We start from the raw sequence: 26,578 nt of genomic DNA on the forward strand, positions 1-26,578 counted from the left end.
CATGGCAGACGGACGGCCCGCGCTCGACAGCCTTCTGGCCGATGCGGTCGCGCGCTCGCAGGCGGTCGCGGCGCTGGAGATCGGGCGCGGCGCGGTCGCCGCGACGGGGCGCATCTGGCGCGAGACTCTGGGCGAGCGGCCAGCGCTGATCCTGGCGGACGACAACACCTGGGGTGCGGCCGGGGCGCCGGTCGAGGCGGCGCTGACCGGGGCGGGCATCGCCCACCGGCGGCTGATCCTGCCCGGGCAGCCGCGGGTCAAGCCCACGCGCGAGATCGGCGACGATATCGCCGGGCGGATCGCGGAGGCGGAAACCCTGCTCGCGCTCGGTTCGGGCGTGCTGAACGACCTGGCGAAATACGCCGCCTTCACCCGCGAGCGACCCTATCTCTGCGTCGCGACCGCGGCTTCGATGGACGGCTATACCAGCGGCGGCGCGCCGCTCTCGGACAACGGCTTCAAGATCACCATCCCCTGCCGCCCGCCGGTCGCGGTGATCGGCGATCTCGACGTGGTCGCGGCGGCACCGGCCGAGATGGCGGGCTGGGGCTATGGCGACCTGGCGGGCAAGGTGCCGGCAGGGGCCGACTGGATCCTGGCCGATGCGCTGGGGATCGAGCCGGTGGACGCGGTGGCCTGGCCGATGGTGCAGGATCGGCTGCGCGACTGGCTGGCCGATCCGCAGGCCATCGCGGGCGGCGATTTCGACGCGATCTGGGGGCTGTTTGCGGGACTCGCGCTGGTGGGCCTTGCGATGGAGGCGCACGGGTCTTCGCGCCCCGCCTCGGGCGCCGACCACCAGATCGCCCATCTGTGGGAGATGGAGAACCTGACGCTGGCGGGAGAGCGGGTCAGCCACGGGGCCTGCGTGGCGCTGGGCTGCGTGGCGACGCTCAGTCTGTACGACTGGCTCATCGCGCGGGACCTGTCGACCCTCGATATCGACGCCGCTCTGGCACGGGCACCCGAGGCAGAGGCAACCCGCGCGGCGATCGCCCGCGCCTTTCCCGACCGGGGGGTGGCCGAGCGGGCCGAGGCCGAGACGGCCGCCAAGGCGCTCGATCCCGCGGCCCACCGCGCGCGGCTGGAGCGGGTGCAAGAGGTCTGGCCCGCGCTGCGCACGCGGCTTTCGGCGCAGGTGATCCCCGCCGGCGAAATGGCGGCGATGCTGCGCCGGGCGGGCGCGCCCGCGGCCCCGGAGGAGATCGGGGTCACGCGCGCGAAACTGCGCGCCACGGTCGCCGCGGCGCGGTTCCTGCGGCGGCGCTACACGGTTCTCGACCTGCTGCACGAGACCGGGCTATTGTCGACGGCGCTGGACGACTGCTTCGGGAAGGAGCGCCGATGATCGACTACGCCGCCCTTGCGGCGCGCGCCGCCGGCGAGATCGAAGCCGCGGCCCGGCACGTCGATCCGGACGGGCTTGCCGCGCTGATCGACGAGATCGCGGGGGCGCGGCGCATAGCACTGTACGGCGTGGGGCGCGAAGGACTGATGATGAAGGCGCTGGGGATGCGGCTTTATCATCTCGGGCTCGACGCGCATATCGTCGCCGACATGACGACACCGCCGCTGGGCGCGGGCGATCTGCTCCTGATCAGCGCCGGACCGGGCGACTTTTCCACTGTCCGGGCGCTGGTCGGCGTGGCGCAGGGCGCGGGCGCCCGGACGGCCTGTGTGACGGCGCAGCCGGACGGGCCGGTGCCCGCGCTCTGCGACACGGTTCTGACGATCCCCGCCCAGACCATGGCCGACGACCGGGCCCCCGCGCCCGCCTCGGTGCTGCCGATGGGCTCGCTCTACGAGGGCGCACAATACGTGGCGTTCGAATGCCTCGTGCTGATGTTGCGCGACCGGCTGGGCGTGGGCACGGAGGCGATGCGGGCCAATCATACCAACCTGGAGTAGGCCCATGGCCGGCTGGTGCGACCGCTTTTCCATCTCGGAGCAGACCGCCCTTGTCACCGGCGCCTCCAAGGGCATCGGGGCAGAGGTCTGCGCCGTCTTCGCCGAGGCCGGCGCCGATATCGTGGCGGTGGCCCGTGACCGGGACGGCCTTGCCGAGACCGCAGCGCGGGTCGCCGCCCCGGGCCGCGAGTGTCTGACCGTCACGGCGGACCTCGCCACGGTCGAGGGCTGCCGGACGGCCGCGCGCGAGGCGCTGGAGGCGAAAGGCACCATCGACATCCTGGTGAACGCGGCGGGCATCGCCCGGACGGCCCCGGCGCTCGACCTCACGCCCGAGGACTGGGACGCCACCATGGCGATCAACCTGCGCGCGCCGTTCCTGATGGCGCAGGCGCTGGCCCCCCGCATGATCGCCCAGCGCCGGGGCAAGATCATCATGATCTCGTCGCAGACCGGGGTCATCGCTCTGGACGACCACGCTGCCTATGCCAGTTCCAAGGGCGGCCTGAATTCTCTGACGAAATCGCTCTGCGCCGAATGGGCGCGGTTCAACGTCCAGGTCAACGCGATCTGCCCGACAGTGGTTATGACGCCGATGGGCCGCGAGATCTGGGGGCCAGAGGAAAAGTCCGGCCCGTTCATTGCCGCCACGCCGCTGCGCCGGTTCGGCGAGCCGGTCGAGATCGCCGATGCCGCGCTCTACCTCGCCTCGCCGGCCTCGGACTTGGTGAACGGGCACCTCCTGATGGCCGAGGGCGGGTTCACCAGTGTCTGACGCGCTCTGCCTCGACGTCGAGACGACCTTCGCCCGCTACGAGGCGCTGCGCAACCGGCTGCCCGCTGCTGGGTTCGACCTGGTGCCGCAGCAGGCGGCCACGCTGGAGGACGTGGCGGAGCGCTTTGAGGGCTTCGTGCTGGACGCCTTCGGCGTGCTGAACGTGGGCGACACGCCGATCCCCGGCGCGGTGGAACGTATGGCGCGGCTGCGCGCCATGGGCAAGCGGCTCTGCGTGCTGACCAACGCGTCGAGCTACACCCGCGCCGCGGCCGAGGCCAAGTATCGCCGCCTGGGGTTCGACTTCGGCCCCGACGAAGTGGTTTCGAGCCGCGATATCGCCGTGGCGCATCTGGACGCCGTGGCCCCCGGCGCGCATTGGGCGGCGATCGCGGCCGAGGGCGACGATTTCGCCGACATCCCCGCGAAGGTGAGCGACGCCATGTCGAACCCGGTGCTGTTCTACCGGGCCGATGCGATCCTGTTCCTCTCCTCCGCCCGCTGGACGCCCGCCTGGCAAGACCGCCTGGTCTCGGCCCTCGAGGCGCTGCCCCGGCCGGTGGTGGTCGCCAACCCCGACCTCGTCGCCCCGCGCGAGGGCGGGCTGACCGTCGAGCCCGGCTTCTGGGGGCACGACCTGGCCGACCGGACCGGCGCGGTGCCGCATTTCTTCGGCAAACCCTACGCTGCGGCCTTCGAGGCGGCGCTGGACCGGCTGGGGCCGGGGCGGCACGCCATGGTGGGCGATACGCTGCATACCGACATCCTGGGCGGACGCGCGGCAGGGCTGGGCACGGTGCTGGTGGCCGATCACGGGCTCTTCGCGGGTCACCGGGTGGCGGACTTCGTCGCCCGTTCGGGCATCCGCCCCGATGCCATCGTGGCCACAACCTGAGGCGCCGCCATGCTCTATCTCGGGCTCGACCTGGGCACCTCCGCTCTGAAGGCGCTGGCGATCGACGAGGACCAGGCGGTGATCGCCACCGCCGAGGCCGCGATGGCCGCGCATCATCCCCGCCGCGGCTGGTCGGAGCAGGACCCCGCCGACTGGATCGCCGCCGCCGAGGCGGTGCTGGACGGGCTCAAGGCCAATCTGGGCGACCGGATGGGCGAGGTGCGCGGGATCGGGCTGGCGGGCCAGATGCACGGCGCGACGCTTCTGGGCGCCGATGACGCCGTGTTGGCGCCCTGCATCCTGTGGAACGACGCGCGCAGCGCCGCGCAGGCCGCGCGGCTGGACGCGGACCCGGAATTCCGCGCGATCTCGGGCAATATCGTCTTTCCCGGCTTCACCGCGCCCAAGCTGGCCTGGCTGCACGACACCGATCCGGCCCTGTTCGGGCGCGTCGCCAAGGTACTGCTTCCCAAGGATTACCTCCGGCTCTGGCTGACGGGCGAGCATGTCTCGGAGATGTCGGACGCCGCCGGGACGGCCTGGCTCGACACCGGGGCGCGCAACTGGTCCGACCGGCTGCTGGACGCCACGCGCATGGACCGCGCGCAGATGCCCCGGCTGGTCGAGGGATCGGCCGCCTCGGGCGGGCTGCGCGCCGAAATCGCATCGCGCTGGGGGCTGCGGCCCGGCACCGTCGTCGCAGGCGGCGCGGGTGACAACGCGGCCTCGGGCGTCGGGCTGGGCACCGTGGCGGCGGCCGAGGGCTTCGTCTCGCTCGGCACCTCCGGGGTATTGTTCGCGGCCTGCGACGCCTACGCGCCGCGGCCCGAGACGGCCGTGCACACCTTCTGCCACGCGCTACCGGGGATGTGGCACCAGATGGGGGTGATGCTGTCGGCGGCCTCGGCGCTGGCGTGGTTCGGCGGGATCGTCGGCGAAGACCCCGCCCGCCTGGTGGGCGAGCTGGGCACGCGGCTTCTCCGGCCCACGCCGGTCACGTTCCTGCCCTATCTCTCGGGCGAGCGCACGCCGCATAACGACCCGCGCCTGCGGGCCGGGTTCCACGGGCTGGCGGCGGGAACGACGCGCGCCGAGATGACGCGCGCGGTACTGGAAGGGGTGGCCTACGCGCTGAAGGAAAACCTCGACGCGCTCGGGGCGGCGGGCACGCGGCCCGAGGCACTGATGGCGGTGGGCGGCGGGGCGCGCTCGGACCTTTGGCTCGCCATGATCGCGACGGTCCTCGACGTGCCTGTCGACCGGCCGGCGGCCGGCGCGCATGGCGCGGCCCTCGGCGCAGCACGCCTGGGGCTGATGGCCGCCGAGGGGACGGCGGCACAAGACGTGGCCACACGGCCGCAGGTGGCGCGCCGCTTCGCGCCCGACCCGGACCTCGCCACCGCCTACCGGGACGCCTTCGACAGGTTCCGCCGCACGCGCGCCGCGGGGGCACACCACGCTCTTTGACACGCGGGGCCGCGCGTCATTCGCCTGTCACAAACCCCCGGCATGGAAGGCGGGAACCCTCTCAAGCTGTGGAGACTCCCGATGAAAACCCGCCTTATGGGCCTGACCTCTGTGCTGGCGCTGACCGCCGGCGCGGCGCATGCCGAGATGCATTTCAACCGCATCGCATCCTTCCCGGTGGTCGAGAACATGGCCGAGGGCGAGGACCGGGCGCGCGAAAGCTCGGCCGAGATCATCGACGCCACCGCGGACGGCATGACGCTCGTCTACACCGACAGCCCGCTGGGCGTTCTGGGTATGATCGACATCACCGACCCGGCCAATCCCGCGCGCAAGGGCAATATCGCGCTGGATGGCGAGCCGACCAGCGTTGCGGTGATCGGCAGCACCGCCTTCGTGGGCGTAAACACGTCCGAAAGCTACACCGATCCGTCGGGCAAGATGCTGTCGATCGACACCGCCAGCGGCGAAGTGACGGGCGAATGCGCGCTCGCCGGCCAGCCCGACAGCGTGGCCAGGGCGCCCGACGGCAGCTTCCTTGCCGTGGCCATCGAGAACGAGCGCGACGAGGGCCTGAACGACGGCGTCATCCCGCAGCTGCCCGCGGGGTCGCTGCAACTCCTGCCGCTCGCGGACGGCACGCTCGATTGCGACGCCATGGCCACCGTCGACCTCACCGAACTGGCAGAGGTCGGCCCGTCCGACCCCGAGCCCGAATACGTCTCGATCAACGCCGAGGGCGAGACGGTCGTGACGCTGCAGGAAAACAACCACATCGCGGTAGTATCGCGCGAGGGCAAGATGATCTCGCATTTCTCCGCCGGCGCGGTCGACCTCGAGAACATCGACGCCACCGACGAGCGCGGCGCGCTGATCTTCGACGAAGCCCAAGAGGGCCGCAAGCGTGAGCCCGACGCCGTGGCCTGGATCGACGCCGATCATTTCGCCACCGCCAACGAGGGCGATTACGAGGGCGGCGCGCGCGGCTGGACCATCTTCCACCAGGACGGCACGGTGGTCTACGAGAGCGGCCCCTCCTTCGAGCATGCCATCGTCCAGATCGGCCACTACCCCGACAAGCGGTCGGACGCGAAGGGCGTGGAGCCCGAAAGCGTGACCTTCGGCGACTATGACGGCACGCCCATGGTCTTCGTGGGCGCCGAGCGCGCCTCGGTCGTCGGCGTCTACGACGTCGCCGACCCCGCCAGCCCGGTGCTGAAACAACTGCTGCCCTCGGGCGTCGGGCCGGAAGGCTACGTCACGATCCCGTCGCGCAACCTGCTGGTCTCGGCCAACGAGGCCGACCTTACAGAGGACGGCGGCGCGCGGGCGCATGTAATGATCTTCGAATACCAGGAGGCCCCGGCGGCCTATCCGCACCTGACCTCGGCCGGCATGGACGAACTGACGGGCTGGGGCGCGATCTCGGGCATGGTCGCCGGGGAGGGCGGCGTCGTCTGGGCCGTGAACGACAGCTTTTACGGCTACCAGCCGACGATCTTCAAGATCGACACCACGCAGACGCCCGCGCAGATCACCGACGCGATCCGTGTCACCCGCGCCGGGCGCCCGGCGCAAAAGCTCGACCTCGAGGGGATCACGCTGGATGGCGAAGGCGGGTTCTGGGTCGCCTCCGAGGGGCGCACCGACCGGGTGGTGCCGCACGCGCTCTACCATGTCGATGCCACGGGCGAGATAACGCAGGAGATCGGCCTGCCGCCGGAACTGATGGCGGTCGAGCGGCGCTTCGGCTTCGAGGGCATAACGCGCGTCGGCGACACGCTGTGGATGGCAGTGCAACGCGAGTGGAAGGACGACCCCGCGAACCACGTCAAGCTGCTGGCCTACAATACCGAAAGCGGCGCGTGGGGTGCCGTGCGCTATGAAAAGGCCGCGCCGGAAACCGGCTGGGTCGGGCTGAGCGAAATCACCGCGCATGGCGATTTCGTCTATGTGGTCGAGCGCGACAACCAGCACGACCACCGCGCGGTGACCAAGAAGATCTACCGCATCCCCGCCGCCGAGATGCAGCCCGCGGCCCTGGGCGGCGAGTTGCCGGTCGTCAGCAAGGAACTCGTCCGCGACCTGATCCCCGACCTGACCGCGACGGGCGGTTACGTGCTCGACAAGGTCGAGGGGCTGGCGATCGCCGCGGACGGCACGATGTGGGTCTCGACCGACAATGACGGGGTCGACGACCATTCGGGCGAGACGATGTTCTTCGCGGTCACGCCGTAGGGCGCAGGACCGGGGCAAGGCAAGACGGCCCCCGCCGCCGCGCGGGGCCGTCTTTCATTGGCCCAGCCCCCGCTCCGCCAGCCAGTCCACCGAGGGGCGGATGCCCGCCTTGTCGCGCAGTTCCAGGATCAGCCGTGGCTGCGCGCCGGTCGCGGCCAGTTCGGCGAAGACCGCGTGCCAGGGGATACTGCCCTGCCCGACCGGCCAGTGCCGGTCGGCATACCCGTCCGCGTCCTGCAGGTGCACATGGGCGAGCGCGGCACCGGCATCGCGGACGAAATAGTCAACCGGGCGCGCGCCGGTCGAGACATGGGCATACTGCGCGTGCCCCGTGTCGAGCGAGACCTTGACCGTCCCGGCCCCGAGCCGGTCGGCCAGGCGGCGGCGGTCGGCCGGATCCACGTCCTCCACGTTTTCCAGCACCAGCATGACGCCCAGATCGGCGGCGCGGACGACGACCTCGTGCATGGTCTCTTCCACCGCCGCCATCCGCCGTTCGCGCGCGTGCGCGAACAGGTCGAGATTGCGGGCGTCCCACGTGGTGTAGGGTGAATGGACCACCATCTGCGTCGCGCCCAGCGCGCAGCAGACCTCCAGCCCCGCCATCATCCGACGGGTGGCGAGCGCGCGGATCTCGGGGTCGGGGTTGACGAGCCCGACCCCGATGAACGGCCCATGGATGCCAAGCCGGCCGCGAAACCCGTCTAGCGCCCGCCGCGCCTTGTCCACCAGCGGCGTCCAGTCGCCCGCGATCAGCAAGTCCGGCTCGGCGAAGCCCTGCAATTCGAGGTCTCGGTCCTTCTCGAACAGCCAGTCGCGGAAGTCCGGCAAGTCCGGCACCCCGAGGGCCGCACCGATGACGGGTCGGGTCATTGCGTTACTCCATGGTCAGAAAGGTCGGGGCCGCGGCCACGAACCATAGACCGGAATCCTGCGCCGGACAGAGGCCGAGGTTCAAGACGCTGGGGCCGGGACCGTGCCGCCATGCGCCCCGCCCCCGGAAAAGGAAGCCCCGCCGGCGGATCGGCGGGGCGCGGCCGGAAGACCGCGCCCCGGGGGCGGGTTTCGCCCTCGGGCCACGGCGGGCTCAAACGCCCGCCAGCAGGTAGTCGTCGAGGATCGTGATGTTGTCGGCCGTGAGCCCCTCGCCACGCACGAAGATCGCGTCGTCGAAGCCCGCGGGATCGTCGAGATAGATCGCCACCTGCGGCCCCGCCTCGCGGATCGATGCCACCGAGACGCCCGGCGCCAGCGCAATCGCGTCGACGCCGACCTCGAAATCGGTGATGACATCGCGTTCGCGCGCGCCGTTCAGGGCCTCCTCGCCGAAATAGAACACGTCCGCGCCGCCGAATCCGGTCATCGTCTCGAACCGCCCCTCGCCCGACACGAACACCTCCGGCGCGTCGGTCCCGGTCAGCCGGTCGCGGCCGCCCTCGCCCGCGATGACGGTGAACGCGGGCGCGTCGATCACCGTGTCGTCGCGGAAATCGAGGTTCTGGATGCGCTCGTCACCGGCCGGGCCGGTATCGGCCATGTCGAAGGCCGCGGCCTCGTCGCCGAAGACCTCGGCGAGATACTCGGCCAGCGCGTCCTGCTCCGTGCCGTCCTCGGCGAAGGTGCCGACACCCGTGAACGCCCCGTCCGAGATGCCGTCGCCGTCGCGGTCGTCGAGGTCGACCCGGTTCGCCTCGGGCCCCTGGGGGAAGGGAAAACCGTCGCCGCCCCCGGCGAGGAAGTTGAGCGTGACGATGCGAACGGAGGCGTCGGCATCGCCCACGAGTTCGCCGTCGCGCACCAGCACGTCGAGATCGTTGCCGTCCGCGTCGGTGATCGCGGCGCTGACGATGCGACCGCCCGCCGGCAGGTCGGGATCGAAGCTGAACTGCACGCCCGAGACCTGCGGGAATCGTCCACTCACGCCCGGCAGCGCGCCCAGGCCATGTTCCAGCACCGCGACGAGTTCCGCGCGCGTCAGGGTCAACAGCGAGAGGCTGTTATTGAAGGCGAGAGTCGTCTCGATGTCGTTCTGGCTGATGCCGCCCTCGTCCTTGATCAGGTTGCCGTCGCTGTCAAAGACCTGCTGGTTCGGCACGCGCTCGAACTCGGCCCCACCCGGGGGCACGACCGTTTCGCCGATCGAGGCCCGGATACCGCCGCCGTTCTTGATCGAGACCATGACCGAGCTGTCATAGCTTTGCGCGACGGCAAGGTTCGCATCCGCCGTGAGGTTGCCCAGGTTGGTCTCCTGCGTGCGCACGCCATCGGAATCGCCAGCGGTAAAGTCGCCCGAGCGGTTGCCGTTCAGGAACACGTCGGAGAAGCCGAAGACATTGCCCTCGGTGGCAATGACCTGGTCCTCGATCGCGTCGACGATGGTCTGGATCTCGGGGTCGATCAGACCCGCCGCATCGAGGTCCGCCACGCCCTGGGCGTCGGTCGCGTAGGCGCCCGAGACGGTCTCGTCATAGCTTTCGGGCACGATATTTCCGTCCGCGTCGAAATCGACGACCAGCCGGCCGACATACTTGTAGGAGCCGTCGGTGTTGACGACGGCCGTGGTGGTGCCGCCGGCATTCTCCACGAGGATCGGATAGCTGCCCTGGTCGCTGTCTCCGTTGCGCGCCCGGTCATCGCCGTCGAAGAGCCGGGTGTTGGAACCGCCGGCCACGATCACGTCGACATCGGTCAGACGCGCCGCAAGCTCCTGTTCGATGGCGATCTGCTGCATGTGGGCAAGCAGAATCACCTTGTTCATGTCGGGATTGTCGGCCAGCAGCGCGTCGACCTCGGCCTGGATCTCGGCGGCCAGCGCGTCGAGCTGGGCGGGCGTGGGGCTTGCGTCGAAGTCGGCCGGCGCGATGCCCACGTCTCCGGGGCTGGAAATGATGTCTAGCGTCGGTGTGGTGGCACCGACGACGCCGATCAGTTCGCCGCCCTCTTCGAGGACCGTCGACGAGGTGACGGCGTTGGCCTGCGGCGCCTGACCGCCCGCCACTTCCAGAGGCGCTAGGTTCGCATCGGTCGAGAAGTCGAGATTGGCCGAGAGATACGGCATGTCGGTCCCGGTGAAGTCGAGCCCCTCGAGGCTGGAGCCGATCAGCGCCGAGAAGTCGCCCGGCGCCGAGCCGTCGATCAGCGCGGCAAGGTCGCCGGTGCCGAAGTCGAACTCGTGGTTGCCGAAGGCGATGGCCTGCAGGCCCAGTTCGTTCTGGATCTGGATGTCGGCGATCCCCGCGGACCCGAACACCGCCTCGGAGGCGCTGTAGAACAGCCCCGGGATGATCGCGTCGCCCGAGGAGAGCCGGATGGTGTTGTCGGCGATACCGTCATCGCCAAGGTCCTGCTCCTCCAGCGCGTTCATGACCGCCGACGCATTGACGATGTCGGCGAACGTGCCGCCGACGTTCAGCGGTTCCTGATCGGTAACGTGCAGGAGTTCGAGGGTGTAAACGGTGCTCACGGGGTCACTCTCCAGATCGAGGCCGACCACGACCGGGTCGTGGTCCGAGGACCGGAAGGCGTCGGGGCTGAACAGATCCCCCGGCCGTCCGAAATCGAGGTTGTAGTCGAAGGCGTCCGGTTCGTCGGCATTGACGTTCCAGACGGTCGCGCCGGTGACCTGCGCGGCGAGGCTGCCATTGGCCAGCGCGTAGTCGAGCGTCCCGGTCTGGCCGTCGAACACGTAGGAATAGGCGCCCGGGTCGAGCGACTCGACGAGGTCGGTATAGTCGTCGGCGGTACCGGCAGCGTCGTCCGCGCCCGCCTTGATGGCGCGGATCGGGTCTTCCGTCGCGTAGGCGTTGAGATCGCCGAGGATCAGGAAATCCTCGTCGCCCGAGCCGGTCGGGTCGGTCGCGAGCCAGTCCACCAGCGCCTCGGCCGCCTCGGTGCGGGTGGGGTTGTTGTTGCCCTGCCCGTCGCCGATCGCCGTCTCGCCGTTGATAACCGACCCCTTCGACTTGAAGTGATTGACGACCGCGGTGAAGCTTTCGCCCGTGGCGATCTCGGTGAAGGTCTGGGCGAGCGCCGGGCGCTGCACGTCGACGGTCTGGAAGCGCGGGTCCACGGTCTCGTCCAGGATCGCGGCATCGCCTGCCAGTTCCACGCTGGTGGTGTCGTAGAGGAAGCCCACCTTGATCGCGTCGCCTTCCAGCGTGCCGCCCATCGCGCCCTCGATCGGGCCGGCGGCGACATAGCCGTAGCTGCCGCCGGCGGCGTTCAGCGCCGCGGTCAGCGCCATCAGCGAGGTAGAGCCCAGCGGGTCGTTCTCGATCTCGACAAGGCCGATGACATCGGCCGCGACCGCGCTGATCGCGGCCACCAGCTTGGCCTCCTGGCGCTCGAATTCCGATTGGCCGTCGAAGCTCAGCGTGCTGGCGCCGCGTGGCTCCTGGTCCTCGGCCGGCCCGGTGATGTAGGGGCCGTTGAAGCTGCCGGGATTGGTGTCGATCGTGGAGAAGTAGTTGAGCACGTTGAACGCGGTCACCTTCAGGCTGCCGCCCACATCCTCTGGCGCGGCAGGACGGTCGTTGACCGCGGTAAGCGTCCCCGACTCGGGATCGTGGATGCGGTACTCGTCGAAGGCATAGGAGACCACGCCGGCAAGCTCGGTATATTCGTCGCCCATCCGGAACACGTCACCCTTGTCGAGCGTGCCATCCGTGCCGAGGAAGGGCACCTCGATCACCGGCGGATTCTGGATGCTCTGCCCGTCGTCCAGCACGATGCTGCGCGCCGCCACGTTCTGCAGATGCGCGTCATAGCCGGCCACGTCGGGCGCATTTTCCTGGGTAAACTGGACCGGGCGCCCATCCGCGCTAACCCGAATCTCGCCAAAGCGGTCGAGGTTGAAGAACTCGCTGACCGACATCGCCTCGGGAATGACAATCCGCATGCCCTCGTAGGCTTCGAGATTGGCGACATAGCCGCCGGAATCGTCGGCGAGCACCGTGGCGGTGGGGAAGGTCACAAGGGTCGCGGCGGGGAGGTCGTTGCCCGAGCTTTCGACCGTCACGCCGCTGGCGTCGAGCCGCGTCTCGCCGAACGCCTCGATGACCGAGGCCTCGACGGTCACGAGATCGCCCACCGAAACCGGCTCGGCGGACTCCACGAACACGCCTTCGGAGGAAAACGCATCGACGTCCACATCCGCATTCTCCTCCTGGATGAAGAAGCCGCCGAGATCGGGCAGGACCTGCGTCACGACGGCCTGAACGCGAACCGCCTCGCCCAGAAGGGGGCTCTGGTCGCCGGTGCTGATCTCGGTCTTGTTCGCCAGGTCGGTGCTGCCCTGGACCTCGTGGATCTTCACGTCGGCGAAGGGATCGCCACCGCCATCCCCGAGCGAGGGATTGACCGCGCCGAAGCTGTCCGTAACAGGCGTGGCGTCGAAAGAGCCCAGCGGCACCACCGTGCCGTCGGCGGCCACCGCTTCGGCACTGGGCGCCACGGCATCGTTGACGGCGTAAAGCACGCCCGTCTCGCGGTCACGGAAGATCAACTCCGGCTCGGCGCCGGTATAGGAGAAGTCGGTGCCGCCCAGTTCCGCGCCGATCAGGTTGGCCTCGTCGCCGGCCGAATCCGGCACGCCGATCGCGTCCAGCACGGTTCCCAGACGGGCCAGCGAGGCCGGGGTGTCGACCCGGACGACCTCATCTTCCACCGCGAAGGCGTCGTCGCCGGTCAGGATGTAGGTGAAGCTCGGGTTCTCGAGGTCCGGCACCTCCACTGTCAGCAGTCCGTTTTCGTCGAAAGTGCCCGAAACCGGGGCCACGCGGTCGATCCGCCCCGCGTCCGAGGAATCGGCCTCGACGCTGTAGAGCCGCCCCTCGAAGGCGGCGCCGGAGCTTCCCTTGATCTCGACGGTCTGTATCGCGGGGTCGGCGCCGTCCGGGTTGGGCTGGAACTCGTTGATCACCGGCGAAAGCGCGCCGTAGCCCTGCAGCGGGAACGGCGCCGCAGCCGAGTCGTTGGCGGTCTCGCCGTCCAGCGCGTTGGAGCCCGAGAACCTCCAGTCGGCCGGGTCGAACGTGGCTGACGGGCCGGTGCCGGGGGTGCGCGCCGCCCAGCCGTCCAGATGCTCCCAGGGCTCGCCGGTCCCGTCGGTGTCGGGCGCGCCGAACAGGTCGACGACCGCGCCGCCCTTGAACAGCTCGATCGCGTCGTCGCCGTTGATCTGCAGCGCCGACGAGGTGAAATCGGGCGCGAAGCCGAAGAACGTCGTGAACCCGGACGTTTCGGACGCCACGTAGATGTAGCTGCCGGCCGAGGCCGCACCCGCGGGGAATGTGAACTCCTCTCCATCGGTGCCGCCGCCGTTGTTGGCCGATCCCAGCCCGTAGACCGAAAGATCCGCGATATCCTCGCGGACATAGATCTCGACGGCCTTGGGCAGGCCCCCGCTCAGCGGCCCGTCGATCACCCCGGCGATGACAAGGCCCGACTCGGAGATGGCGTTGCTCGGCATGTGTTCCCCCTGACAGAATCGAAAATGCGATCGGCGCCCTCCACCGGTGGGCGACATCGGGAACGACGCCTAGCAGGGCTCTGTGAAGGTTTTTTGGAGCCGTTCGCAAAACGATGAAGCGCCCGGGGCGCCAACGTATCCGCGCCGGCAACATTGGCCGGAACCCGGATGGGCGCGCGCGCCAACCCGACGCCAACGCACGCGCGCCCCTCCCCTTGCAAGAAAGCGGTTGTCGCGTCCCGGCCCGACTCGCTACCCTGTGGCCGTCTCAGTCAGGTCTCCAGCCCCGGAGGGACGCAGGTGAACAAGAGCTTCCTCGTCGGTGCCGCCGTCGCCGTGGGCACGGTCATGCTGGTACCCGGCGTGGCCTCCGCGCTCGGCCGCGCCGGTCGTCCGCTGGTGCGCGCCGGCCTCAGAACCGGCGCCGTCGCCTATGACGAGTTCCGCAGGGCCGGCGCCGAGGCCTACGAACATGTCGAGGACATCGTCGCCGAGCTCCGCGAGGAGATGGCGGCCGAGCGCGCCGCCGCCGAGGCCGAGGCGGATGCGGCCGCCGACGCGGCCGATGCCCGATAGCGGCGCCCCGCCGGCACCCCCGGTGCGCCTCGTGCGCGCGCATCTGGCCGCGCGGCGCGCGCGGCTGCGCCCCGAGGCCGAGATCGGACGCACAGCCCTGGTCGAACTCGCGAACACCTTTGCCGGCATCGCCGGAATCGACCGCGTGCTCGCCCGGCCCTCGACCGGCAGCCTGATCGTCGAGACCCACCGCCCCGCCACCGAGGTGCTGGCCGAGATGGAGGCGTGCGACCTTGTGCGCCTCGTACCCGCCCCGCAGCCTCCGCCGTTGCGCCAGCAGGTGCAGACCGGCATCGCCAGGGCCGATTCCGGGCTCAAGAGCCGCACCGGCGAGGCGCTCGACCTGCGCACGGCGATCGGCCTCGCGCTCCTGGCGGCCGCGATCCTGCAACTGGCGCGCGGCCGGGTCGCCGGCCCGTTTACCACGCTCGCCCTCGCCGCGCTCTCGATGCTCGACAACGGCCGGGCGCGCTGACCGCGGATCAGCCGCCCCCGGCGCGGCACTCCCGGCCCGTCTTCTTCTTGGCCCATACACTCCGGGGGTCCGGGGGCAGCGCCCCCGGCGGGTCGCCTTGGCTGCGCCAAGGCGACACCCAGCGCGCGCACATCCGCTCAGGCTAGCCGCGCCGCAAGCGCCTCAACATCCTCCCATGGCGGGTTCAGCGCGTCGCGCCCGAACTGGCCGTAGCGCGCGAGGTCGCGGTAGAATCGCCCGCCCCGCACGCCCGGCAACTCCCACAATCCCATGCGCTCGGCGATCGCGCCGACGCGCAGATCGGTCGCCTCGCGCAGTCGGCGCGACAGCGCCGTATCCCCGGCCGCGCCCGACCCATAGGTCTCCACCTCGACAGTCACCGGCGTCTTGTCGCCCACGACATAGCTCAGTTGCACCTCGCATTCCCGCGCCAGCCCCGCCGCCACCAGGGCCCGGGCCGCCTGACGCGCGGCATAGACCGCGATCCGGTCGATCCGCGAGGGATCCTTGCCGCTCATGGCCGGGCCGCCGCGGCGGATGAAGCTGCCATAGGCATCGTCCGCGGCCTTCCGCCCCGTCAGCCCCGAATGCGCCTGCGGCCCGGCCGCCCCTCCGGCCGGGATCACCACCACGCGCGTTCCCGGCCCGATCCCCAGCGGGCCGCCCGCCAGCGCCGGGCCCACCACCGCGGCCAACACCTCTTCCGCCATCGCCTCGGCGCTCATCGGGGCCACGTGCCCAAGGCTCAGCGCGATCGCCTCCAGCGCCACGGGCCGGCGGTCCTCGAACCGCACGGCCACCTGCGCCTGCCCGTCGGGCGAGAGCCAGGGCAGCCGCCCCGCGCGCCGCGCCGCGTCGAGCCCCGACGCGATCCGGTGCGCGGCCTCTATCGGCAAGGGCATCGCCGTGTCGCTGCCCGCGCAGGCATAGCCGAAGGCGCTGACCATGTGCCGTGCCCGGCCCGCGGCCAGCGCCTCGGCGGCCAGGGCAGGCCCATGCGCGAGGTCGAGCATCACCGTCGGCGCGTCCCACGGTCCCGCGCCATCGGGCGCATAGCCCACCTCGGCGATCACCCGGCGGGTCAGCGCGGCAAGGTCCACCGGCGCCTCGGCCCCCGACCGGACCGAGAGGAACGTGACCCCGGTCGCCATCGCGCATTCGGCGATCACGCCGGCGCGCAGGCCGACGGCGAGATAGGCGTCGATCACCGCGTCGCTGATCTGGTCGCACAGCTTGTCGGGGTGGCCTTCTGTGACCGATTCCGACGTCATCACGAAGTTGCGCATGGGCGGACCTCCACGGTTTCGGGCACAAGCCGGACATCCTTCCGCGCCAGCACGATCGCCGAGGGCGCCGCAGCGGCGGCCAGCCCCACGCCCGCCGAAAGCGGGTCGAGCGGCGCGATCTTCAACAGCCGGCGCAGCGGCGGCAGGAAGAAGGGCAGGACCGCGGTCCCCGCCGAGGCGATGAGCGCGCCGTCCAGCATCCGGTTCTCCAGGAGCCGGCCGGTCCTGAGGTTGGCGATATCGCTGCGCTGGCAGGTCAGCGCGTAGAGCAACTGGCCGAGCGACAGCGCCAGGAAGGTCATCGCACGGGTCCGGGGACCGGGGCCGAAGCGGGCGAGGCCGACGAAATGCGATACCAGAGCGCTGGCGGAGATGGTGGCGCCGTCAAGCGCCATGCGCCGGAAATGCGCCTGCGGGATCACCGGCTCGTCGACCGCTCGCGGCGGGCGGTGCATCGCGTCGGGGTCCGGGTCGGCCAGCGCCAGGCCAAGCCCCGGCAGCACGTCGCTGACGAGGTTGATCCACAGCAGTTCCATCGGCGATTCCAGCTCGCCGGGGCCGTGGACGGCCTCGACGAGGCCCACGGCGATCTCCGACAGGTTCGTCGCGATCAGGAATTCCAGCGCCCGGCGGATGTTGCGGTAGACCGCGCGGCCTTGCGCGATGGCGTCGATCAGGGTTGTCAGTTCGTCGTCGCGGATCACTACGTTGGCCACGTCGCGGGCGAGGTCGGTGCCGCTGGCCCCCATCGCGATGCCGACATTGGCGGCCTTCAGGGCGGGGCCGTCGTTCACCCCGTCCCCGGTCATGCCCACCACCGCACCGCGGCTTTGCAGCGCCTGCACGATGGCGAGCTTCTGCGCCGCGCTCACCCGCGAGAACACATGGGCCTGCTGCGCGACGCCACCCAGCAGATCGGGGTTCATCGCGGCGATCTCGGGCGAGTCGATGATCCGCAGCGGCCCGCCCTGCGCCAGGTTCAGGTCGCGCGCGATGGCGGCGGCGGTGGCGGCCTGGTCGCCGGTGATCATCACGGTCTTGATGCCCGCGCGGTGCATTGCCGTGATGAAATCCGCGGCCCCTGCGCGCAGCGGGTCGACCATCGCCAGCAGCCCCAGCCAGCGCAGGTCCTGGGGCGTGCGGTCCTCGGGCGCGGCGTCCCCGGCGGCGAAGCCGAGCACGCGGGCGGGCCGCGCCGCCAAAAGGTCGTTCGCGGCCAGAATGCGGGCGCGCATGGCCGCGTCGAGCGGCGTGCCGTCCCACAGCGCCGCGCAGTGGCGCAGCACCGTTTCGGGCGCGCCCTTGACCAGCGTGCGCGGGCCCGCGCCGCCATGCAGGGTGACCATGAAGGGCCGCTCTGGCGTGCGCTCGATGAGCCGTTCCAGCGGCCGGGCGCGGCGCAGGGCGGCCACGTCGAGCCCCGCGCCCAGCGCGTGATCCAGCACCGCCCGCTCGGTGGCGGAGGACCCGGTCGCGCCGCCCGCCCCCGGCTCCGCCTCGCTGTTCAGCGCGGCCACCTCCAACAGCATGGCGCGCGCGCCGTCCACCTCGGGGTCGTCGGGCTGGGGTCCGGCGACCGCTTCGACCACCTCCAGCCGGTTGCGGGTCAGCGTCCCCGTCTTGTCCAGGCACAGCACCTGCAGCGCGCCCAGGCTTTCCACCGTGTCGATGCGGCGCACCAGGACGCCGCGCCTTTCCATCTTGCGCAGGCCCATCGACATCGTGGTCGTGGCCACCACCGGCAGCCCCTCGGGCACCGCCGCGACGGCCAGGGCAAGCGCGTCCTTCAGCATCATCGACAGGCCCATGCCACGCATCCAGCCGATGCCGAAAAACACCCCACAGGCCAGCATCGACAGCTTAACGAGCCCGGCCCCCAGCCGGTCGAGTTCTTCCTCGACCGGCGCGCGGGGCCGCGCCGCGGTTTCGCTCAGCCGCGCGATGCGGGCGGCCACCGTGCCCGGTCCGGTCGCGACGACAAGCGCGCGCCCCCGCCCCTCGGCGACCATCGTGCCGGAATAAAGCATCGTGGGCCGCGCCCCGAGCGGGGCGTCCGCAGCGACCCCGGCCGCGGCGCGCTTGGTCACCGGCCGCGTCTCGCCCGTCAGCGCGGATTCGTCGACCTTCAGGCGGTGGTCGGCGACCACGCGGGCGTCGGCCGGTATCACGCGCCCGGGCCGCACCACCAACACATCGCCCCGCACCAGATGCGCGGCGGGCAGCGCGTGCTCCCTGCCCCCGCGCAGCACGGTCACGGTCTCGCCCGAGCTGTCCATCAGCTTGCCGATGGAGGCTTCGGCCTGCCCCTCGGTGACGTAGCCGAAACCCGCGTTGACCATCACGACCGCAACGGTCGCCACCGCGTCGGCCACACCGCCGGTGGCCAGCGACACCACAGAGGAGCCGAGCAGCATTCCAACCGGCAGGCTTTCGAACTGCTCTGCGAAAAGCGACAGGGACGAGCGTTCCGAGACGCTCGGCACCCGGTTCTCGCCGCCGCGGCGCAGCCGCGCTGCGGCGGCGACGGGATCGAGGCCGGTCTCGGGGTCGGTCTCCACCGCGCGCGCGACATCGTCGGCGGCCATACGATGCCAATCGGACCCCTCGTCGATCGCCTGCGCCGCCGACGGGCGCGGGGCATCGCCGCTCCCGTCCAACCGGGTCGCGCGCAGGCCGGCCAGCACCGCCGCGCGCACCGTCTCGTCCGTTGCCGGCCCGGCCAGGTGCAGGATTACGCTTGCGGAGGCCGCCCGGCACTCGGCCCGCGCGACCACTGCGTGCCCCGTCAGAACATCCTGAAGCGCGCCCGCCCGCGCCACGCGACCGCGAATGGCCGGGCAGCGAAGGCGCACCCGTCCGCCGCGGGACCGGTGCACCAGCGTGACGGCCGTGGTCTGCCCTGCCAAATGTCTCGCTCCGCCTTCTCGCCAGAACGAGTGTCGCAGGGGCGCGCCGCGCTGTCCTTGACCGGCGTCAACGCGCGGTCCTCGCTGCCCTAGCGGCCCCGTGCCCTGCGTGTCGCCGCCGCGGCCAGCCACGCGCGCACCGACCCGGTATGGGCGCCGTGGACCTCGGCGCGGCCGAGGTCGATCTCGTTGTCGTATGCCGGATCGAAGGGGCGCGGGGCCTTGTCCCTCGCCCCTTTCAACCAGAGCCACGCCACGGCCCCATGCTCGTCGGTTTCCGCGATGACGATCTGTTCGGCCATATTCACCCCCGGTGCGGTACCGCTGCAAGTGTTAGGATATCTTAACACTGTCGGCCAAGTCCATGGCGCAGGCGCCGCAGGGGCGCCTGGCCCGTCAGGTGGTGCGGTGGATCTTGCGCACGGCGATCTGCCCGCTGCGCCGCACGATGTCCTTCAGCGTCGGATGGTCGAGATCGGTGGCCGGAAGGGCATTGTCCGGCGATGTGACCACCGCGATCACGAGAATATCATCGTTGGACCCCGAAAAGCGCAGGTCGACGGGCACCTGCACCGCACGCGGCGTGCGCGCGTCGACCTGGCTGCCGGGATGGAACAGCCCGACATGCTCAAGGTCGGAGGGCATCGACGGGGAATTGCCGCGCACGGTTTCGAGGATGGCGGTGCGCCATGCCGCATCGATGGACACCGCCCCCAGATCACCGGCCGGCGCGTTCTTGTGCAGGAACACGTTCACGTCGACCTGGCCGCCGGGCACCGGCGTCGTGTGCCGGTGATGGACCATCACATAGGCTTCGTGCAGCGCCTTGGAGAACGCGGCCGGCTTGGCGATCGTGTGCAGGTCCGCCTCGTTCGGGGGATCGGTCTCGGTCCAGTCGCCGATGTTCAGAACCACGATATCCGGGCTCGAATGGTAGTTGACCGGCGCGTTCGTGAGCGGATCGGTGGGCGCAGCCGGCAGGACAAGTCGGCCGGTGTCATGGAGCAGCGACCGGATGAAGGTGCGCCCGACCGAGGCCGGCACCGCCGAGATGTCGCGCTCCCACACGCCGCGGGCGTTCAGCGCCGCGCGCAGATAGGTCCCGCCCGCGCTCTGCGAGACGGTCAGGTCCTCGACCTTGGTCTGCGGCAACCCCTCCATCGCCGGTTTCCAGGTCCAGGCCGGGTGTTCGCCACTGCGGTCGATGCGGCCCTGCCACACGCCGATCCGGTTGCCGACATAGACGATGGCCCGCGCATCGGGGTCGACCACCACCGCATGCGCCCCCGCCGCAGAGCCACCGGTGCCCGCCGTCGCGTTCAGCGGCGCATTGCGCAGCCCGGTGGGATACCAGCGACCGTGCCCGTCATACCACCACAGCGTGTCGAAGACCGGATCGCTGGAAAAGCCGCCATCGCTTTGCGACCGGATCTGCCCGGTGGTCGAGACATAGAAGGTCTCGCGCCCGCTGTCGGAATTATCGTGCAGGGCGATGTCGGTCCAGGCGCTCTGGTAGGGCCTGGGAAGGTAGGGCAGGAACGGGTTGGGGACGTTGTCAGCCAGCTTCTTGCTCTTCGGCCGTTCTTGCCCGGAGTCGTCGCTGACCACCGAGGCGGCCATGGAACTCCAGCCCGAGGCGGTGGCGAAGCGGAAGACCCGCACCGTCCGGGCACACAGCACCGCGATCGCCATCCCGTCATAATCGGCCGGATCGCCCCCCTGCAGCACCTCGATGACGTGCACCGGGTCGGACGACCCGCCCTCGGTCAGCTGGTCCTGCGTGGCGTCGCTGCCCCCGGTATAGGGATCGCTGCCGCTGGGCACGGTGACCCAGTCCATGGTCGTGCTGGTATCCGGGTTCCAGTTCGACGAGAACCAGACGCGGTCGGTGCCGATGAACACCCGCGCATTGTCCGGGTCGTCGGTCGGCGCCACGGTGCCGGTTGAATAGAATGAGGCGCGGCCGTTCTCGGCGGTCTCGCTGGCGCCGCTGGCGCCGCGGCCGCTGCGGAACACGGGGCCGTGGGGGCGCGTCGCGGACGGGTCGAAGCGCCAGGAGCCACGGATATACTGCATCACGCTCAGATGCGCGCGCGTGGGGTGGAACATGCAGCCGCCGCCGTCGCCCTTGCGCTGCAATTCCCAGACCGTGTCGCCGATCCGCTGGATCGCGCCGTTGTCCTGGGTGCCGCACAGCACCGGCCCGTCGAATTCGGGATGCGCGGCGACATAGCCGGTCTGGGCCGTCGCAAGACCGGAATTGTGCGACTTCGCGGTTCCGCCCTGGCGGCTGAACACGCCCCCGTCGCAGCCCACCCAGAGCGTCGCCCCCGCATGGCGCAGGATATGCACGTCGGCGTGGATGCCCTCGCCCACCCAGGTCCGATCCTTGTCCGGCCCGTTCGGCGGGTTGTCCGTCTCCTGGTTCGCGTCCTGGAAATCCGTGGTCAGGTTCCCGGCCGCGGTGGTGATCGTCAGGTCGAAGATCGCCGCGTTGCCCGACTCCACCGAACCGCCGACCGTCACCACGTCGTCGCTGCCCACCTGGCGCACCGCGATGGTCTGATCGTAGTTCGACTGGTCGTTCACGTCGCTCGCGATGATCAGGTTGCCGCCGCTGCGGGTCACACTGTTGACGAAGAGCCCGACGGGCACGTTGCGCACGTGACGAACCGCCGGCGACGCGCCCGAGACGTCGATGTGCCACAGATGGGCGTGCCCCTTGTTGTTGCCGGGGTCGACCGGGCTTGCCCGCTTGCCCAGCACGTAAAGGCGCGTGGTGTCGTGGGCGACCTCGCCGAGGCTCAGCCGCCTGCCCCACTCCCGCGCACCCGTGGGGTCGAGATCCGGCAGCGTGATGTGCTGAAAGTCGCCGAGGTTGCCGCTCGGCGACCAGTAGACGCCGTTCTCGCTGTCGGTGTCGCCCCCCATCAGGGTCACGAACAGGCCGCGGTCGGTCCAGACCGCGTCGGTGCATTGCGCGTGCCGGTAATCCCCGAAATCCCGGCCGCTGAAGTCGATCCGCGTCCAATCGCTGTCCTCGGCAAAGCTGCCGCTGCGGTGCCACAGGCCCGTCGTCGTCGCCGCCACGAACCGCCCGTCGCCATTGGCCGACGGGGTCACCGAAGGGTCGCGGGCAAGCCGGTAGATGCCCGCCCCCGACAGGTTGCGCCCCTCGCGCACCCAGGGGTTCATCCCCGGATTGTCCAGCGCGTTGGTGATGGTGCCGTCCAGCCGCAGAACGCCCACGCCGGCGAGTTTGGCGCCGGGATACGCGCGGATGCCCGGCCGCGGCTCGCCCGTCCCGACATAGACCACGTCCTTGTCGGGGTCGTCGGACCCGCCGGTCCGGCCGAACTCCACGAGCAGCGCCCCGCTTGTCAGCGAGATGTCCGACCGTTCCGCCGTGGGGGCCAGCCCCCAGGCGCCTACCGGGGACCATGTCGCGGCGCGGTCCTCGGAATACCAGATCCCGCCATTGGCCGTGGCGACGTAGATTCGATCGCCGTTCGGACTGATTCGGATGTCGCGCACGCGCCCCGACACGACCGGGTCACCCGTGGCCTGCCCATTGATCAGGATCGAGGGGCCAAGCGGCATCCACAGCCGCTCTTCCTCGAAATTCGCGTTGATCACCTCGTCCAGCAGGTCGAGATCGCCGACCAGGCCGGGGGGAAGGCTCGGCCCTTCATGGACGAGACCGTATTCCTCCCGGTCCACCAGCCGGTCCTCCGACGACGTGAACTCGCCCGGCCATTCGTAGCGTGCCATCAGCCCCCCTCCCCGCCGTCGTCGCCCTTGCCCGGTGCGATGCGGATATAGCCCTCTTCGACGCGCACCCGCCCGCTGGGCAGGATCGCGGCCTGGGTGGCCGACAGGATCGGGTCGTCGCGCCAGGTGACGGGCGAGCCGCGCCGCGTCCAGCTCTGGTTCGCTCCGAAGGCGGCGATCTTGGGCAGGCGCACCTTGTCGGGGTCGATCAGCACCGGTCCGACCCGCGCCGACGGCGCGATCCGGCCCAGTCCCGGCGCGACCCAGTCCTGCAAGAGTTCCAGCCCCTTGCGCGGCAGGAATCCCGTGGTGGCATGGACGCGGGCTGCCGGATGCATCAGCAGGGTCAGCCGCACCCGCTGGCCGGAATGCACCGACAGCGGATCTGCCCCGGTGATGTAGGGGCAGTCGAGCGGGCTGGGCGCGGGCAGGAAATCGCTGCCGAGTTGCCCGGCGATGGCCCCAAGCAGCGCCCGGTAGCCCAGCCCCGGCGCGTTGACGCGCACCGCCTGCACCACCTCCTTTTCGATAAGGTGCAGGCGCGTGAAATCGCCCCCGAGGAAGAAGCCGTAAAGCCCGTCATGCCCCTTGGCGAACTCCCCGAGCCGCACCTGGAAGGCGCGCGACTTGACCGCGTCATAGACCCCCTCGCGCACCAGATGGTCGCGGATCGCTTCGGCCTCGCCGCCGAAGGCACCGGTTTTCGCCAGATCCTCCGGGATGTCGAGCCACAGGCGGGTTTCGACCAGCGCCACGGGCCGGCCGACCAGCCCCGCGATGGTCGCCCCCGACGAGGCGAGCGAGCTGTCCACGCCCCACATCGTGGTGTCGACCGCGCGCAGGAAAGCGCTGAGCGGACTTTCCAGTTCCGCGGTCTCGGGGACGTTCCGCTGGGCGATGTCGGCGTCGATCATGCCCTTGGCGACGAGGCCCGCCAAACGCGCATGCGCGGGCAAACCGTCGGTGGGCGAGGTGGCCGCCGGCCCGTCGCGGCCGACCCCGCCTTCCCAGACCAGCCCGCCGGTGACGGGGTCGTGCAGCACCTCGCCGAGCGGCGTGCCGTCGCGGTCGAAGAACTCCACCGACTCGTCGATGAAGTCGGGCAGCAGGTAGCCAGCGACCGGGTTGACCGTGTTGACCGGCGTCGCCTGGTCGAGCCGCGCCTCGCGCGGCCGGGCCGAGGTATCGGCCGGGTCGACGAAGCGCCACATCAGCCGCGCCGGCAGCGAAAGCCGCGGCGGCATCGCGAGGGCGCGATTGCCGTCGGCGTCCTTCGCCTCCAGGGCAGCGGGCAGCGCGATCCGGTCCAGCGGCGGGTCGCGATAGCGCCCGAACGTGTCGACGACGCGCGCCCGCGTCAGTCGCAGCCTTCCGCTGGCGATCAGGCGCGGCAGGCCGAGCTTGCGCAACGCCTCCGCCACGGTTTCGGGCACCGGCAGGATCTGGCCGTCCGGCCCGGTGTCGAGCGCCAGCCACAAATCGTCGATCCGGTCGAGCGTGACCGAACCCAGGTCGGCCCGCTTCAGGAAGTCTGACAGGTCCGCCAGCGTGTCCTGATGCGAATCGCCGATCTCGCCGCCCTCGGCCTCGTCGCGGGCGGCTTCTTCCTTCAGATAGGTGTCGATCACACTCTGATAGGTGCGCGCGAGACCCGATGTGATCGGGCTGCGCCCCCGCAACGTCAGCGCCCCGCCCCGCACGTCGGACGCGCCCTCGAAATCGATCCGGCCAAGCGTCCAGCCTGCGAGGTCGTCGCCGGGCTCCAGCGCCACTTCCCATTCCAGCCAGACCGGCGCCCAGGGTTGGGCCCAATTGGTGATCGCGACCGGGCTGGGGTCGCGCCCGTCCAGCAGCGAGAACCGGCGCAACTCGTCGCTGATCTCGGCGCGCGCCACCGACGAGACGCTCTCGCCCCCGGGCACGACGCTGGCCATCCCGTCATAGACCCCGTCGGCCGAGACGCGCAGCGCGACCTCGCCCCGTAGGCGGTTCTGCGCGGGGCCCGCCTCGGCCTCGGGCAGGGTCATCCCGATCGCGTCATAGCACCAGGGCAGCAGGTAGGAATCGTAGAACATCGCGTTGCGCACCAGCAGGTCGGCCGCGCGCGGCACCTGCGCATGGCTGATCTCGGGCACGTAGTCGAAGGCGTTGAGCCGCTCGCCAAGGGTGTTTGCGATCTCGTTGCTCCAGCGGCAGATCAGCCGCCCGTCCTCGTCGAACCGGCCGTCGCCGAGGAACCGATTGGGCTTGCCATAGTCGCGCAGCCCGATCACCGGCGGCGTGGCCCGGTGATAGCGCGGTCCGGGCCGGACCACGGTGCGGATCTGCGGCCCCGCGGGCAGCACGCGCCCCTTCTCGCGCAGCACGACCTCCTGAATCGTCTCGCGAAGCTCGTCGACGCTTGCCTTGTGCGCCGTGCCCCGCCCGGCCCCGGTCCAGATCACGTCCGCCCTGGGCGGTTTGCCGGACTCCGCCTCGGCCTGCTTGGTGCGCAGGGGGCGGCCCGCGCGCAGGTCCGAGGCCTTGCGCTCGACGATGACTTCCTCGATCCGCTCGGGGCCCTTGAAAGTCTCGAACCCGTCGGCATGCTCGGCCTCGTCCAGCCCCACCACGCCATCGCGGCTGTCGAGCTGCATGATCGAGGAGTTGGCCACCGCCGTGATCAGGCTTTCGAAATACTCGCGCCGGGCGCGGCCGGTGACGTTCATCCCGCGCGAGGCCTGGGCCGCCACGAGCCGTTCCAGGGTGGGCGCCAGAGACACCCCGATCTGCCGCTCGCGCGGCGCAAGATCCCAGGCCACGCGGCCCGCCACCGGCACGCCGAAGGCGTAGCCCTCCATCACCGTTTCATAAAGCTCGCGCAGCGGCGCGATCACGACGTCATCGAAGGCATATTCGGCAAAGCCGGTCGCCAGCGCCGCCTGCGAGGCACCGAGCTTGAACTCGGTCTGCAGGTCGACCCGCCGCGCGCCGCCGGAGGCACGCTCGGCCCGCTCGACGATCCCGGTCGCCGGAGAGGTCGCGAGCGGCCCGTGGGAAATGACCGGGGCCGGCGTCGCCACCCAGTCGTAGCCGGCGATACGCGTGCCCGCGCCATGCGCCGAATAAACGCCCGAAAGCGGATCGTTGCCGCGCCTCGACCACCAGCCGACCACCACGTAGCTGGCCACCGGATTGGTCAGCGCCTGCGGGTCTACGTCGTCGAGATCATCGTGGAAGGCAAATCGGTTCAGCGCCGCGTCGTAGGAGGCCGACCAGTTGGGCGAGCCGCCGACCATGCCGTCCAGCCGGTCCGCGGGCAGGTCGATCCCCTGCGCGGTGGCGTCCCCGCCCGGATAGTCGGCCAGGTCGTAGACGCACCCCTTCTCCGCCTCGATCACCCAGGCCCGCTGATCGAGCTGCCGCGCGCCCTTTCGCCCGGTCATGCGCACCACCAGCCAGCGGTCGGGCAGCGCCGGCAGATCGAGCGGCGCGGCATCGTCCACCATCTCGCCCCTGAGCAGCGCATCGGGAATCGCCCAGTGCAAATGCACCCCCTCCGCCCGCGCCCGCGGCGTGGTGAAGGGCGGCACCGGGTCCGCGTCCTCGCCCAGTTCCAGCGGCAGCCGCACATAGGTTTCGCGGTGGTTGCGCGGCACGTAGAGCGCCTGAAGATCGACCGGCACGACAAGCGCCGGGCGCGGCGGGGACTGCGGCACCGGGAACAGCAGGTCCGGGGTCAGCACCTTCGCACCGACCCCGGTAGCCAGCTTCCAGTTGGAACTGGCCAGTATCTTGTCCATCACCTCGATATCGATGCGGTCCGCCATCGC

At 70.7% G+C, this 26,578-nt stretch carries 15 protein-coding genes; 8 read left to right on the top strand and 7 right to left on the bottom strand.

Translation table 11 applies throughout. The annotated features are described in order from the left end of the window. Nucleotide 1 precedes the first annotated feature (1 nt). The 6 genes from BUR28_RS07420 (at nt 2) to BUR28_RS07445 (ending at nt 7,283) form a co-directional block, all read left to right on the top strand. Nucleotides 2–1,348: a sn-glycerol-1-phosphate dehydrogenase gene (locus BUR28_RS07420; protein WP_074219544.1), complete on the top strand. Its 1,347-nt coding sequence runs from the start codon at nt 2–4 to the stop codon at nt 1,346–1,348. Continuing rightward, the gene (locus BUR28_RS07425; protein WP_074219545.1) at nt 1,345–1,908 is read left to right on the top strand and encodes an SIS domain-containing protein; all 564 of its coding nucleotides are present in this window, start codon (nt 1,345–1,347) and stop codon (nt 1,906–1,908) included. Before BUR28_RS07420 ends, BUR28_RS07425 begins: the two co-directional genes overlap by 4 nt. A 4-nt stretch (nt 1,909–1,912) precedes the next feature. After that, nucleotides 1,913–2,683: an SDR family NAD(P)-dependent oxidoreductase gene (locus BUR28_RS07430; protein WP_074219546.1), complete on the top strand. Its 771-nt coding sequence runs from the start codon at nt 1,913–1,915 to the stop codon at nt 2,681–2,683. Next, nucleotides 2,676–3,578, top strand: a complete 903-nt coding sequence (locus BUR28_RS07435; RefSeq protein WP_074219547.1) for an HAD-IIA family hydrolase — start codon at nt 2,676–2,678, stop codon at nt 3,576–3,578. Before BUR28_RS07430 ends, BUR28_RS07435 begins: the two co-directional genes overlap by 8 nt. Nucleotides 3,579–3,587: 9 nt before the next feature. After that, nucleotides 3,588–5,045 (top strand): xylulokinase, encoded by a 1,458-nt coding sequence (gene xylB, locus BUR28_RS07440; RefSeq protein ID WP_074219548.1) that lies wholly within the window; start codon nt 3,588–3,590, stop codon nt 5,043–5,045. 81 nt (nt 5,046–5,126) lie between these two features. Next, nucleotides 5,127–7,283, top strand: coding sequence for an esterase-like activity of phytase family protein (locus BUR28_RS07445; protein WP_074219549.1), 2,157 nt, complete (start codon nt 5,127–5,129; stop codon nt 7,281–7,283). Nucleotides 7,284–7,337: 54 nt separating this feature from the next. Here the strand turns inward: BUR28_RS07445 and BUR28_RS07450 are convergent, their stop codons facing one another. Both BUR28_RS07450 and BUR28_RS07455 read right to left on the bottom strand, forming a co-directional pair. Further along, entirely contained in the window at nt 7,338–8,156 is an 819-nt protein-coding gene (locus BUR28_RS07450) for a sugar phosphate isomerase/epimerase family protein (protein ID WP_074219550.1), read from the bottom strand. A 214-nt stretch (nt 8,157–8,370) separates the two neighbouring features. After that, entirely contained in the window at nt 8,371–13,752 is a 5,382-nt protein-coding gene (locus BUR28_RS07455) for an ExeM/NucH family extracellular endonuclease (RefSeq protein ID WP_074219551.1), read from the bottom strand. Nucleotides 13,753–14,052: 300 nt separating this feature from the next. Between BUR28_RS07455 and BUR28_RS07460 the strand changes: the two genes are divergently transcribed. Together BUR28_RS07460 and BUR28_RS07465 are read left to right on the top strand one after the other, a co-directional pair. Then, nucleotides 14,053–14,328 carry a DUF5132 domain-containing protein gene (locus BUR28_RS07460; protein ID WP_074219552.1) on the top strand — a complete coding sequence of 92 codons (276 nt, stop codon included), beginning with the start codon at nt 14,053–14,055 and terminating at the stop codon, nt 14,326–14,328. Then, nucleotides 14,318–14,803: a hypothetical protein gene (locus tag BUR28_RS07465; protein ID WP_139307518.1), complete on the top strand. Its 486-nt coding sequence runs from the start codon at nt 14,318–14,320 to the stop codon at nt 14,801–14,803. The genes BUR28_RS07460 and BUR28_RS07465 overlap by 11 nt, the downstream gene beginning before the upstream one ends. Nucleotides 14,804–14,940: 137 nt before the next feature. Here BUR28_RS07465 and BUR28_RS07470 read toward each other — a convergent pair whose 3' ends face one another. From BUR28_RS07470 to BUR28_RS07490, 5 genes are all read right to left on the bottom strand, one after another. Beyond that, on the bottom strand, nt 14,941–16,089 hold the full coding sequence (locus BUR28_RS07470) for a methionine adenosyltransferase domain-containing protein (protein WP_074219554.1): 1,149 nt from the start codon (nt 16,087–16,089) through the stop codon (nt 14,941–14,943). After that, on the bottom strand, nt 16,074–18,995 hold the full coding sequence (locus tag BUR28_RS07475; protein ID WP_074219555.1) for a cation-translocating P-type ATPase: 2,922 nt from the start codon (nt 18,993–18,995) through the stop codon (nt 16,074–16,076). The genes BUR28_RS07470 and BUR28_RS07475 overlap by 16 nt, the downstream gene beginning before the upstream one ends. Nucleotides 18,996–19,084: 89 nt before the next feature. Further along, nucleotides 19,085–19,297 (bottom strand): hypothetical protein, encoded by a 213-nt coding sequence (locus tag BUR28_RS07480; protein ID WP_074219556.1) that lies wholly within the window; start codon nt 19,295–19,297, stop codon nt 19,085–19,087. Between the two features lie 94 nt (nt 19,298–19,391). Further along, the gene (locus tag BUR28_RS07485) at nt 19,392–22,766 is read right to left on the bottom strand and encodes a hypothetical protein (protein ID WP_074219557.1); all 3,375 of its coding nucleotides are present in this window, start codon (nt 22,764–22,766) and stop codon (nt 19,392–19,394) included. Continuing rightward, entirely contained in the window at nt 22,766–26,575 is a 3,810-nt protein-coding gene (locus BUR28_RS07490) for a hypothetical protein (protein WP_074219558.1), read from the bottom strand. Before BUR28_RS07490 ends, BUR28_RS07485 begins: the two co-directional genes overlap by 1 nt. Nucleotides 26,576–26,578: the final 3 nt, after the last annotated feature.

Origin of the sequence: Rhodovulum sp. ES.010 (assembly GCF_900142935.1) — a bacterium.
In the GTDB taxonomy this organism is placed as follows: Bacteria; Pseudomonadota; Alphaproteobacteria; order Rhodobacterales; family Rhodobacteraceae; genus Rhodovulum.

What these genes read in the sequence shown, in the direction of transcription:
- BUR28_RS07420 (WP_074219544.1), top strand. Translation starts at nt 2, where the DNA reads ATGGCAGACGGACGGCCCGCGCTCGACAGCCTTCTGGCCGATGCGGTC.
- BUR28_RS07425 (WP_074219545.1), top strand. Translation starts at nt 1,345, where the DNA reads ATGATCGACTACGCCGCCCTTGCGGCGCGCGCCGCCGGCGAGATCGAA.
- BUR28_RS07430 (WP_074219546.1), top strand. Translation starts at nt 1,913, where the DNA reads ATGGCCGGCTGGTGCGACCGCTTTTCCATCTCGGAGCAGACCGCCCTT.
- xylB (WP_074219548.1), top strand. Translation starts at nt 3,588, where the DNA reads ATGCTCTATCTCGGGCTCGACCTGGGCACCTCCGCTCTGAAGGCGCTG.
- BUR28_RS07445 (WP_074219549.1), top strand. Translation starts at nt 5,127, where the DNA reads ATGAAAACCCGCCTTATGGGCCTGACCTCTGTGCTGGCGCTGACCGCC.
- BUR28_RS07450 (WP_074219550.1), bottom strand. Translation starts at nt 8,156, where the DNA reads ATGACCCGACCCGTCATCGGTGCGGCCCTCGGGGTGCCGGACTTGCCG.
- BUR28_RS07455 (WP_074219551.1), bottom strand. Translation starts at nt 13,752, where the DNA reads ATGCCGAGCAACGCCATCTCCGAGTCGGGCCTTGTCATCGCCGGGGTG.
- BUR28_RS07465 (WP_139307518.1), top strand. Translation starts at nt 14,318, where the DNA reads ATGCCCGATAGCGGCGCCCCGCCGGCACCCCCGGTGCGCCTCGTGCGC.
- BUR28_RS07470 (WP_074219554.1), bottom strand. Translation starts at nt 16,089, where the DNA reads ATGCGCAACTTCGTGATGACGTCGGAATCGGTCACAGAAGGCCACCCC.
- BUR28_RS07480 (WP_074219556.1), bottom strand. Translation starts at nt 19,297, where the DNA reads ATGGCCGAACAGATCGTCATCGCGGAAACCGACGAGCATGGGGCCGTG.
- BUR28_RS07485 (WP_074219557.1), bottom strand. Translation starts at nt 22,766, where the DNA reads ATGGCACGCTACGAATGGCCGGGCGAGTTCACGTCGTCGGAGGACCGG.
- BUR28_RS07490 (WP_074219558.1), bottom strand. Translation starts at nt 26,575, where the DNA reads ATGGCGGACCGCATCGATATCGAGGTGATGGACAAGATACTGGCCAGT.